This window comes from Bacillus sp. TH25 (assembly GCF_016650935.1).
Lineage (GTDB): Bacteria > Bacillota > Bacilli > Bacillales > Bacillaceae_G > Bacillus_A > Bacillus_A mycoides.
In genome coordinates, this window is record NZ_JAEKEU010000011.1 from 1 (window position 1) to 12,123 (window position 12,123).

Annotated in this window: 7 protein-coding genes and 3 pseudogenes; 3 read left to right on the plus strand and 7 right to left on the minus strand. The window is 32.3% G+C overall.

Annotated features, from left to right (window positions below; all coding sequences use genetic code 11):
- Nucleotides 1-997 (minus strand): annotated as a pseudogene (locus tag JFT89_RS11560) (dynamin family protein); the annotation flags it as partial.
- A 1-nt stretch (nucleotide 998) separates the two neighbouring features.
- Between JFT89_RS11560 and JFT89_RS11565 the strand changes: the two are divergent.
- Nucleotides 999-1,592, plus strand: a pseudogene (locus JFT89_RS11565) (sensor histidine kinase); the annotation flags it as partial.
- 45 nt (nucleotides 1,593-1,637) lie between these two features.
- On the opposite strand, the gene JFT89_RS11570 reads toward JFT89_RS11565, so the two are convergent.
- Nucleotides 1,638-2,930: a hypothetical protein gene (locus JFT89_RS11570; protein ID WP_016095429.1), complete on the minus strand. Its 1,293-nt coding sequence runs from the start codon at nucleotides 2,928-2,930 to the stop codon at nucleotides 1,638-1,640.
- A 469-nt stretch (nucleotides 2,931-3,399) separates the two neighbouring features.
- Here JFT89_RS11570 and bla point away from each other — a divergent pair, with 469 nt between their 5' ends.
- Nucleotides 3,400-4,335 (plus strand): class A beta-lactamase, encoded by a 936-nt coding sequence (bla, locus tag JFT89_RS11575; RefSeq protein WP_016095428.1) that lies wholly within the window; start codon nucleotides 3,400-3,402, stop codon nucleotides 4,333-4,335.
- A 239-nt stretch (nucleotides 4,336-4,574) separates the two neighbouring features.
- On the opposite strand, the gene gerXC is transcribed toward bla, so the two are convergent.
- The 5 genes and pseudogenes from gerXC to JFT89_RS11600 form a co-directional block, all read right to left on the minus strand.
- A complete protein-coding gene (gene gerXC / locus JFT89_RS11580) occupies nucleotides 4,575-5,735 on the minus strand; it encodes a spore germination protein GerXC (protein WP_002085357.1) in 1,161 nt (386 codons plus the stop codon).
- Nucleotides 5,722-7,200 carry a spore germination protein GerXA gene (gene gerXA / locus JFT89_RS11585; protein ID WP_201040030.1) on the minus strand — a complete coding sequence of 493 codons (1,479 nt, stop codon included), beginning with the start codon at nucleotides 7,198-7,200 and terminating at the stop codon, nucleotides 5,722-5,724. Before gerXA ends, gerXC begins: the two co-directional genes overlap by 14 nt.
- 56 nt (nucleotides 7,201-7,256) lie before the next feature.
- The gene (gene gerXB, locus JFT89_RS11590; RefSeq protein WP_016095426.1) at nucleotides 7,257-8,336 is read right to left on the minus strand and encodes a spore germination protein GerXB; all 1,080 of its coding nucleotides are present in this window, start codon (nucleotides 8,334-8,336) and stop codon (nucleotides 7,257-7,259) included.
- A gap of 441 nt (nucleotides 8,337-8,777) precedes the next feature.
- A pseudogene (locus tag JFT89_RS11595) lies at nucleotides 8,778-9,454 on the minus strand (ABC transporter ATP-binding protein).
- Nucleotides 9,455-9,465: 11 nt separating this feature from the next.
- Nucleotides 9,466-10,890: an ABC transporter permease gene (locus tag JFT89_RS11600; protein ID WP_016095425.1), complete on the minus strand. Its 1,425-nt coding sequence runs from the start codon at nucleotides 10,888-10,890 to the stop codon at nucleotides 9,466-9,468.
- A gap of 513 nt (nucleotides 10,891-11,403) precedes the next feature.
- Here JFT89_RS11600 and JFT89_RS11605 point away from each other — a divergent pair.
- Nucleotides 11,404-11,865 carry a GNAT family N-acetyltransferase gene (locus tag JFT89_RS11605; protein ID WP_016095424.1) on the plus strand — a complete coding sequence of 154 codons (462 nt, stop codon included), beginning with the start codon at nucleotides 11,404-11,406 and terminating at the stop codon, nucleotides 11,863-11,865.
- Nucleotides 11,866-12,123 lie beyond the last annotated feature (258 nt).

Sequence of the window (12,123 nt, forward strand, 5' to 3'; positions counted from 1 at the left end):
GCAATGGATCTAATATCGTTTCAGCTTTCTTCACTTTTTCTAATATACGCTGAATATTTAAAGCTTTCGTTCCTTTAATCTCTTCTTCACTAGCCGCTACGTTATCATTTACAATTTCTTGCTCTTGTAGTGTAAACTTCTCACTAACAACTTGTTTTTTACTTTGTAATATTTCGTCTATTTGCAATCCATCTGGTATAGAAACATTTTCATTCCAAATATCTCCTAAATAGCTCTCATATTCCTCATACGTCTTAATGTATTGTAATTTTGTTTCTTTTGCTGTTTGTAACATCGTGTATTTTTCAATTTCTTCTTCAATACGAGCAATCTCTATCTTCACTTTCTTCTGCAATATACCCGTACTTTTTCCAAAGATTTGCTGAGATTTCATAAAGTATCTTTTCTTTAACTCATTTGCAACGTCAGCAGTATACAGAAGTAAGTAATCACCGGTAAATCCAGCCCCCTGTTTAATTGTTTCAGCCAACACTTCCGGTCCGAAAGCAATTTCTAACGCATATATGTCTTTCCCTATTTCCTCTGTAAATAACCCTTCTTCTTTTAAGAAGGCTACAATAAATTCTTTCACATGAAAATCAAGTTGCGTTTCAACAGTCTTTTGAAGAGCAGAATAAAAAGCATCTACACGTCTCTGTTTTTCTTGCTCCGTCTTTCCTTTCGCAAATAACAAACCAACTTTAAACTTCGTTAATTTCGTTTCTAAATATTTATTTGCCAATTCTCTCATTTCAAATGGCATTAAATACGCGTTATCTAATATGGCTTGTAAACCTTTTATAAATTCATTTCTCACATCAGATTCTTTACTAACCACCCGATTTTTATTTTCAGTTAACTCTTCCTTTTTTTCAACTATCTCTGAAAGTGACAGTGGTGATGTTAATTCTTCTTCATATTTCATGAGATGTTTTTCATTTTCAGAAAGAATAAACGAACAATGTTCTTGCAGTAAATATTCTGTTTCTCGCTCCATTCGTGATCAATATTTAAAGAAAAATCATCAAATTATTGAAAGTATGGAACAATTAGTTCGTGAAATTTTAAGCGTGTCGAAACTAGAACAACACACCTTTAAACTAAAAGTAGAAGAAGTTAATCTTTCAAAGTTAATAGGTACAATCACAAAAGATCTCGAATTTTTTGCTTCTCAAAAAACCATCCAAATAATAACAGAAATTGATTCTGATCTTTCTGTTTATACAGATCGTGTTCTTTTTGAAAAAGCATGTAAAAATATTATCCATAATGCGGTTATGTATTCACCACATAATGAAAAAGTCTATATAAAGTTAAGTGAGGATTCTGAACAAGGTCAAATCAAAATGCAAATTATGAATACAGGTGTCAATATTAAAGAAGAAGATATACAACAAATTTTCAAACCATTTTATCGAATTGAAAAATCAAGGAATCGAAATACTGGAGGAAGTGGTTTAGGTTTATATATTGTTAAACAAATTCTTGAAACGCTAAATATAAAATATTCTATAAAAAATATGGAACATAGTGTACAATTTTGCATGAACATTCCATTATCTAAACAAAAAACAAAGAAACTCCCCTCTTAGTAGGGCGAGTTTCTTTGTTTTTTGTAGTTTTAGTATTGTTACTTTTTAAGCAATATTGGGATTAGCTTTTTTACCAATCCACATACCTAAGCCCACCATGCCAAGCCAACAGCAAATTGCTAACATAAACATCAATCGTTGTACGGATAACCCTTCAATCTGCATTTGACCCTTCCCAACAATTGTTTGGAAAAGTTGCGACCATTCGACATCGTAAAAGACCCCTACTCCCACAATCACAATCAATATAAAAAATTGTAAAAATATATTCCCCATATTTCTCCATGTTGTGTAAATGAGTAAAGAAAGCTCTCTATGTGTAGCATTCACCATATATACTTTCATATTATTTTGAGAAGAAATACTATTAATGGCATAGCTCCCAAATGTAACGCTAAGGACTATAAATATTGGAGAATAAAACCCAAATATCATGATTAAATTACTTACTAAAAACAAATGGATTGGATTAACTTTCTTAGCAGCTTTGATATCTAAAAATATGGACATCAAAATCCCTAATAGGTATGGTCCAACTACAATGAAAATACAGGTTAACATGTTATAGAAAGTAAAACTATAAAAAATACCCATCAAAAATAAATATCCATTTCCTAATCCAAGTAAAAATGATTCTGCCTTTAAGCGAATTGGTAAAGATGATGAAAGTTTATGAAAGAACTTTCCTTTCAACAAACTCAAAAACATGAAACAAATAAGCGCTATAGAGAGTAGAAAAAAACAGAAAATATATTGTTCATTATTTATGTTACGACTTGTTCGTATCAAAAGAATAAGCATTGAGACAAAAAGAAACTTTCCTATAACCGATACGATGGAGATAGGTAAAAGCCCTTTGGCTAACTCTGTTCTCGGCATTTTTTTTATAGCAAAAAGGATACTGATTAAACAAATCCCATATATGCATGTTAGCAGCGGCGGCGATAGAAAACTAATTGCTAACAATATGATAATCAGTAAAAGAAAAACGATACCAATAATAATCGCTTGTTGATTTTTATTATAAATCTTTCCCCCGCCTTCAACATGTAGAAACAATAAAGTACTCGTCATGGTAGAAATTGTACTAACTGCAAAACCAGAAACTAACGCACTTATTTCTAGCCATCTTGAACTCCATCCAAAGAAAGTAACACTAAGTAATGATACTATCAGAATAGAAACAGCCCAATATAAGGAGCGGTGAATCCCAGCCTTATTCACAATAGGTATCCAGATAAACACACCCGTCATATAAGTTGTATAAAACAAGATTGATGGCCAGTATCCCTCAAAGCCTTTCGAAATCTGTAATCCATAAATAATGTAAATAAGCATTGGTGTAAAGATAGTCGTTATTAGTAGACTAAATGTAGTTATACTTTGCACCACAAGTCTTTTTTGTTTTGTCGTATGTATCGTATAACACCTCACTTAAAATGAAATCAGTAGTTGTTATTACTTATTCTGTCCGGAACGAGGTTGTTATATATGCGCAAATCCGATTGAAATTCCCATTACGAGGGAAACTCGATCTAAATCCCTATTAAATTAAGTGAAGTTCAAAAAAATGAATTTTGCGATGCTTAAAAACAAAGTTAATGGATATATTAAAAACCTTAATCATAAATGGAACAAATGTGTTACTTAGATTGTCTATTACGTATAAAAAAGGTGTTCTTGGTAGTTCTCTCATTTTGTAATGCAAGAAATACAAGAGAAGTGCTATCCTGTACATTTGTTAATTGCATCGGTATGTAAAATACCTATACAAAATCCATAAATTTTTGAAAGAGGTTGAAAATGTATGATAGTTTCAAAGAAGTTTTTTCACATTGCACATTATAAAAAGATGCTACCTGTAGTATTACTTTCATGTGTAACGCTTATAGGCTGTTCCAATAGTAATATTCAATCCGAACCACCGAAACAAACAAAACAAGAAAATACAAGTAATCATTCTTTTGTAAAGCTGGAAAAAGAATATGATGCTAAACTTGGTATTTATGCATTGAACACAGGTACGAATCAAACTGTCACTTATCGTTCAGATGAACGGTTTGCATACGCATCTACCCACAAAGCCCTTGCTGTTGGAGCACTGTTACAAAAAAACTCAATAGAAGATTTAGATCAAAGAATTAAGTATACTAGCAAAGATCTTGTGAATTACAATCCAATTACTGAAAAATATGTAGATACAGGTATGACTCTGAAAGAGCTTGCGGATGCTTCCATTCGATATAGCGATAATACTGCACAAAATCTTATTCTTAAGCAATTAGGTGGGCCAAGTGAATTCAAAAAATCACTGAGAGAAATAGGAGATACTGTCACAAATCCTGAACGTTTTGAGCCAGAATTAAACGAAGTGCAGCCAGGAGACACTCATGATACTAGTACCCCAAAGGCATTGGCTACTAGTCTTCAAACTTACGCGCTAGGTGATATACTTTCAACTGAGAAACGGAATTTTTTAATAGATTTGATGAAAAGGAATACTACGGGGGACAACTTAATTCGTGCTGGAGTTCCAGGAGAATGGGAAGTAGCCGATAAGACCGGCTCTGGGTCTTATGGAACAAGGAATGATATTGCAATCATTTGGCCACCAAATAAAAAGCCAATTATTCTTGCGATACTTTCTAATCATGCGAAAGAAGATGCGAAATACGATGATAAACTTATTGCAAATGCAACTAAAATAGTGTTAGACGCTTTAAAAGTAACGAATAAATCATAGCAATGAATTTAAGCTGCTCCTACTTTACGGCACATATAGTTTTAAATACTTGTACTTATCTAAACGCTAAGAAATGTAAGCGTGTTTTCAGGCAAAGAAGGAGGCAAAAGCCTCCCTCTTCTCCTAATCGAACTCTCATCCCATTCCTAAAGAAGACGACGCCACATCGTAGTGGTCTTTCAAGTTCGAATCTCCTATTTAGAATTAATATTTTACGTTTCCTTTCATCTTCAACCATTCTAATGCTCAATCATATTACGCATATTTTTAGATTTTCCATTTGTAGCTATATTAATCGAGACATTTAAATCTAATTCTTTATTTTGAAGGGATATTCCCCCCTCTTTTTTATACTGTTTCCACAATTTAGAATTCTGCCGATATAAGGAATGTGATAACTGATACGTGTCAATCCCTCTTTCGATTCCTTTTCGGTACGTTTTTTTAATTTCTTTTTCAACTTGGTCCTCTGCAATTTTTTTAATATCATTTACAGGCATAGAATTTATTAATTGAAAAATATCAGCATCGAAATGGATGTTCATAAGCATACGTAACTTTCCATTTTTAATAAAATGCTTTGTATCTATCTTTGGATTTTTTAATACTATATGTCCAATGATTTTCTTGTTAAATTTTAATAGTAATGGAGCTCGTTTGGTATTTTCATCCGTCCATCGAACCCCAGCAATATCATGGCTGTTTAAATGATTTATATAGGATTTATCGTTTATAAAACCATAACCACTAAATTTTAACATTGGAAATGATGTATGTCCTTTTTTCCAATATGTTTTAGTCGTAGCTAAGAATGGAATGCGAGTTGTCATCCCAGGTTCATAATAATTTCTTTGGAATTTATATAAAGGTAAAGGATCTATTATTGTATATTGCTTGGTTATCTCTTTTGGTAAATTAATGATTGTATATAATTGAGAAATATTTAATATATTATTGTTCGCTAATATATTTTCTAAAGGCTCCTTAGTTCCAAATATCCACATAGTATCTCGAAATTGAAAAAACCGAGAAAAAAAATCATTAAATTGATTTAAGTCACCATGTTTTAGAAATCTCTCTGTTACAACAATTGTTTTGAGATGCTCCCATGAGATTTCTTGTTGAGCACCCTTATAAAAATCAAATGCTGCCTCATCTAAAATGGGGCCTTTTCCCTTTCCGATATAGGCCTGGCTATAATTACGGGTAGTGCTCCCTTCTTGTTTAGCTATGTTAGAAAAATTAATAAATTGCGGACGGATGATATAGTTATTATCTTTAAAATCGATACCTAGACTATTTATATACAAAACGTGATGCAACTCTCTTTGATCCCAACACCCTGTTAGAAACGTACACATCATAAAAAGAAATATAACTATTCTTTTATTTTTCTTCATCGGTACTCTCTCTTTTCCTTGTATTATCTTGCGTATGCAATTCTTTAGGTCTTTTTTTCATATACGTGAAAGGAAGTCTAAATGTGGCTGCTAGCATACTTTTAAACACAGGGGGTGAATATGGTGTAAAGAATGGAACTCCAAAAGAGCGTAAATTTACTACATGTATCACCATCACAAGGACACAAAAGATAAATCCTACTATGCCTAATAAAGAAGATACTAAGAATACTACATACCGCAATATACTTATTATTCCTGTTACTGACTGATTAGTTAAAGCAAATGTCGAAACAACCGAGATTGCTATTATAATGACCATAGACGCTGAAACAATTCCTGCACTAATAGCAGCTTGTCCAATAATTAATCCCCCTACAACAGATAATGTTTGACCAAATACGGCAGGAACACGCAAGCCTGCTTGCCTCAAAACTTCAAATAAGGTCATCATAATTAGCCCTTCTAAAGGAGCAGGAAAAGGAATCCCTTCTCTTGATAAGCTTAATGTAGCTAACAACGTATAGGGAATCTGATCTGGATGATATGTAATTAGTGCTATCCAAATTCCTGGAAGAAATATAGAAATTGCTATCCCCAAAAGACTTACAAGTCGTACAAAGCTACCGAATATATAGAAAAAATCTTGATCTTCAGATGTATTCACAAAAAAAGGAAATGTAACTGGTGCAATAGTGGCTGTTGGTGACCCTTCAACTAGTAAAATAAAACGCCCATACAACAAACAATTCACAGCATAATCAGGGCGCCCAGTATATTCAACTAAAGGAAATACACTAAATTGATTGTTTGTAATTAATTCTTCAATTTGTGCACTTGAAACAATCCCGTCTATTTTAATTTGTCTTAATTTTAATCGAACTTGATTAATGATATCTTTGGATGCGATATCTTTTAAATACAAGAGTGCTACTTTAGTTTGTGTTCTTTCTCCAATAATAAATTCTTCATAACTAAGAGAACTCGTTTTTAGTCTTTTTCTAATTAATCCTATATTTGTGTTTAATTCTTCAACAAATCCATCACGCCCACCACGAATGGTCATCTCTGTATTTGTTTGTTCAACTGATCTTGTAGGTATTTGGGCAATATCAACTATATACCCTTGTTTAGATTCTTCAAAAATAATGAGGAGGTTACCTTCAAATATAATCCGAGAGATAGTTTCATTCGAATTTACTATATCTAATTTCTTTACTGATAACTGGGGAATTAATGTTGAAAGGTTAAATTCTTCTATCGAATTACTTAAAAGTTCTTTGCAAACTTGAGATGATGTGGCTTGTTTTAATTTTGTATTGTCAATTAAGCTTTGACAATACATAAACAATACTGACCTCGTTTTTTCTGTCTCATCGAATTCACGCTTTATTACTTTTACATCGTTGCATCCCTCAAACCACTCTAGTATTATCTTCTCGTCTAATTCTACTCGTTTGTTCATCTACGTTGTCTCCTTCAAACTCAGCAACCTTATATGAAATATATTCTCATACTCTTTCAAGAGCTTTTCTTATATTTAACAACCCATACAAACACTATTAGTAAGATAGAAAACAAAAATAGTCCTAATGCTGAAACTGGTAAAACAATTTGAGACACAAACCAATAGAAACTAGAGTCACTGATGGGGAGTATACTTATTACTACAATACATGAAAGTATTGCAAACATAATCCCATTTCTCGTTTTCCGATTTGTAATTGATAACAAATCTGGAATAAGAAAAACAACAAGTGATAGACGAATAAAGATCCCTACAAGCCACTGATACACGGAGAGAAAGTCTAAATTTTCAATGTACCTTCCTATTGACACAAGTCTCCATTCTTCAAATGCTGGATATCGTTGGTTTGCTGCTACGAAAGGACCAAATTCTATAATTGCTGCCATAACTGGGCCTATTGTGATACCAATAATAACAATACCCAAAGCAATCAGTTGATATAATTTGACTTTTGAACAAATGTGATGTTGTAAAAAAAGAATAAAAATTAACTCTAGAAATCCTGCTGCAGGATAAACCATCCCCTTAAATACTGGCTTCATTCCATTTTCCATCATTGGCTGAAGTAAAGAATAATCTTTATGTGGAACATTTGCAAACATGACAAAAAAACCAAGTAGAAATACAATAGGTAACAAAACACCTGTTGTAAGTGCAATAGATTGAATTCCTCTTGTAGCATTATAGAGACAAATCATTGAAAAAAGTATTCCTAATACAAAGTGAGGTGTTTCTGGTAAATAAAAAGAGAAAAAGGTTAATGTTTCTTTTAGTGCAACGACACCAATTGTTATTAAATAAATCACAACTATGAATATGATTGGATATACACTGAGTTTCCCAAAATTATTTTTTAACCACGAAAACAAGTGTTCATTTTTTATGTTTCTATATATAATGAATATTAATGAAATCCAAATCAAGTATATAATGCTTACTAATATGATAGAGATCCACGAATCTCTACCTGAGGTATCTAATAACATAGGAATCATAATGACATGATTAATTATCCCAATACTACCAATGAGTATCATAGAAACTTGAAATAAAGTAATTGTTTGCTTAGTCATACATACCACCATATTTTGTAATGAATAAATATTACATAGTATAACTGATACATTGCATCTTTATTCCAAATGGTTAGTGCTTAGAGCCATGGACAATTAAACGCTCTTATTTATAAAATCTATCACATGAGATGTAAGCTAGTTCCTTTTTACAAATAAATAATTAAACGGGACAGTATTTAGATCATACATCTAGATACTGTCCCATTTTTTACATGCAATTCTTCAATGATATAGTAAACCGATCATAACAAAAAGAACCTGTAGAATATACTACAAGTTCTTTTTCAAAAATTGTTAAAAAGGGAATAACAAACTATCTTAACATTCAATACAGGGAGACCATTTTGATTATGGCTTGGTTATATTGTATATCAAATATAAATATTTGAAGAAACTGATTTCGAAAATTATGTGAATTAAAAAACTAGGGTGTTTATATTAAATTTCGTTTACTACCAACTTCTTCTTACTTAAATAGACTGCACGGTCTGATTTTTTAGCAACTTCCTGTGAGTGCGTCACAACAATAATACATTTATTTTCTTTATGTGCAAGTTCTTGAAACAGTTCTATTATATCCATTGCCGTTTCTTCGTCGAGGTTTCCTGTCGGCTCATCCGCAATCAGTAAATCAACATTACAAGATAACGCTCGAGCGATTGCAACACGCTGCTGTTGCCCGCCACTTAGTTGCAGAACATTTCGTTTCGCTTCTACTTCTGTAAGTCCTACTTTCTCTAATAATTCTAACGCCCTTGCAGTTTTATTTTGCACTTTAACACCTGTAATTTCCATTGCTGTTAAGACATTTTGAAGAGCAGTCATATAGGTAATCAAATTATAAGATTGGAAAATTACCGATACATTTTGATTACGGTACCGATCCAAACCAATTTTTCGAATATCCTTTCCATTAAATAGTACATAACCATTTTTAGGTATATCTAGCCCACAACCTAAGCTAAGCGTAGTGGTTTTACCAGATCCGGATGGTCCTAGAATCGTGTAGAAATGTCCTTTTTGAAAAGAAAAGTTAACATTTTCTAGTATCGCTACTTTTTTCCGTTACTTTCATAATAATAATCTAAGTTTTTAAATTGTAAAATCGTCTCCATATCGAGCCTCCTTATTCATCTTTTAAAAGAATTTGTTTTGGATTCAGGCGTAGAATAGATAATGCTGGAAGAAGCGTTGCTAATATAGCAATAGCTAGTCCAATTCCCCCCATTTTTCCTACATCCTCTCCCGTTACACTTACATCAATCTTATCAATTGGCTCTTCGTTTTGGTTTTGTGGAGTACCACCAGCTCCAACCATCATTACACTACCATTTTGTGAATTGTCTTTTTCTTCGCTTGCTGTAGCAATTTCACCCGAAAGTAAGTTATCCCCTACGAATTGAGAAACTTTAGCCCCTGTTGTTAGGGATAATCCTAACGCTAAAATAGCAATACATACTACTTCTACTACGAACTGCGCCATCAGTTTCCATTTTTTCTCTCCAATGGACAATAAAATCCCCATTTCCTTACGACGTGCTTTAATCGATAACATAATGATTAATCCTAAGATAATCGCACCTGCAATAGATACCATATAGATAATCATTTGAGACGTAGAAGCGATATTTTCGATAGGCCCAATCATTTGTTTGTATAATGAATCATGTGCATCTAACTTAAAATAATTAAAATCAATATCAGATTTTTTTGCTTCTTTTTTAAATGCATCAATGTATTGTGGATCGTTCAATAAGTACACAACTTGAATACTACTACTCATACCTTCATCTGTTTCTAATTTTTTCAAAGTAGAGTAAGGCATATATAGTTTATTAGCTGGATTCATCATAGGAGGGGGATTTTGACCCATTGGTTGCTCATTCGTTTCGTAAATACCGATAATTTCAACTTCAAGAGTTTCCTTCTTATCCCCTGATTGAACTTTAACTTTATCTCCTACTTTCAAATTGTTTTGTTCCGCTAATCGTTTTTCCATTAAAGCTACATTCTGATCTTGCATCTGTTCTGTAATTGGTTTTCCATCAACGATTTTACTTTTTCCATTTTTAAAACTTTCTTGTAATAAAGTCTTGCGAACTCCTTCTATCATAAGAGAAGAATTCATATCTATTTCTGAACCTGAACCTGATCCTCCCACCATTGCAACGTTACCTTTTCCTTTTCCTTCTCCTTCTGAAGCTCCTACTAATTTAAACCCATCTGCAATTCCGAAATTATTGGTTATATAATTATAGTCTTTTACATGCTTGGACTTCGCTAATTGGTCTGCTTCTTTTGTGTTGAGCTTCGGCGGCTTAGGCATCTCGCCAGTTTCCCTAGCTTGTTGACCTAATTTATCAAAGTCAAGACCTAAAGTAACATCTGCACCTAGTTTTTTTCTTGCTGCATCAGCAGCTTTTTTTGATGCATTTTGGATTGTGAATCCTGCCAACACTAAATTTGTAACAATTAGGAAAACTGCCATCAAAATTAATGATGTTCCTACTCTTTTTTTCATACTGAGAATTGCTCGTTTCATAAAGTTCATTTTTTCTTACCTCCTTGATAACTTGTATTCTATATAGGTTATCTAGAGTCTATATGGAGCTAATCGGTAGTTTATCTAGAGATATAAGGAGTTTATGTGTAGTTATTCATTGACCTGGTCAAGAAAGACCGGAACACATATTCAAAAACGTAATCGTTTTTGAATATTGGCAAGGAGGTTATGGCTTTAGATAACATTGAATGAGAGCATACAAATCCATGCTTATTACGTAATTTCTATACAACAAATAAAAACCACCCTATTTGGATGGTTATATGTGTGCTTGTTAAATATGAAAATTCATTAAAGAATATGGAGGTTTATTGAAGTTGGTCGGATTCTCTAATAATAATATTGTGTTAAAAAGCCTAACTTATAATTTTATAAGTTAGGCTTTTATGCTATCTATAAGAAAAAGTTATAGAGACTCATAATATTTTATAATTTAACCTTTTGTATTTAAACAAGTAAAATAAAAGTAACAAGTGCATACATTAAGGAGGTTTTTTGATAGTGACAGAAACTATAACATTTAGGATTGCAACGGCAGATGATTTAGATGAAATTGTAAAAATGCTTGCTGATGATGTTTTAGGAAATAAAAGAGAGCGCTATGAAACACCACTCCCTGATAGTTATATAAGAGCATTTCATGCTATTGATTGTGATCCAAATAACGAGTTGATTGTAGCGTGTGATGGGACGGAGATTGTAGGTATTCAACAAATTACATTTACGCCTTACATTGTACGTCAAGGGGGTTGGAGAGCTACAATTGAGGGTGTACGGACAGCCTCATCAAAACGTGGTAAAGGTATAGGAAGTAAACTTATTAAATGGGCTATTCAACGTGCTAAATTACGGGGATGTCATTTAGTACAGTTAACAACAGATAAAGAACGACAAGAAGCTTTGCAATTTTATAAGAAATTAGGGTTTAAAGATTCTCATGAAGGATTAAAACTCTTTCTTTAATGAATATAGCTATTTATATACCAAAAAGACATATATTGTATGGTTAATTGACTATTGGCTTCGGAAATTATAGTAACTATCACTGTATAATATATATAAATTGACACATTGTCTTTCATATAAATCACGTCACTTCAAACGGTGTATCTTTTGATACGAAAATAAGCAAGTTAATGTTCTCTAATATGAATGAGAATATTAACTTGTTTTTTAGATTTTTGTATAAATTATTTATAGTTTTATTTTATTACTAGCTTT

Coding starts and splice junctions, on each gene's coding strand:
- JFT89_RS11570 (WP_016095429.1), bottom strand. CDS start 2,930: ATGCTTATTTACATTATTTATGGATTACAGATTTCGAAAGGCTTTGAG.
- bla (WP_016095428.1), top strand. CDS start 3,400: ATGATAGTTTCAAAGAAGTTTTTTCACATTGCACATTATAAAAAGATG.
- gerXC (WP_002085357.1), bottom strand. CDS start 5,735: ATGAAGAAAAATAAAAGAATAGTTATATTTCTTTTTATGATGTGTACG.
- gerXA (WP_201040030.1), bottom strand. CDS start 7,200: ATGAACAAACGAGTAGAATTAGACGAGAAGATAATACTAGAGTGGTTT.
- gerXB (WP_016095426.1), bottom strand. CDS start 8,336: ATGACTAAGCAAACAATTACTTTATTTCAAGTTTCTATGATACTCATT.
- JFT89_RS11600 (WP_016095425.1), bottom strand. CDS start 10,890: ATGAACTTTATGAAACGAGCAATTCTCAGTATGAAAAAAAGAGTAGGA.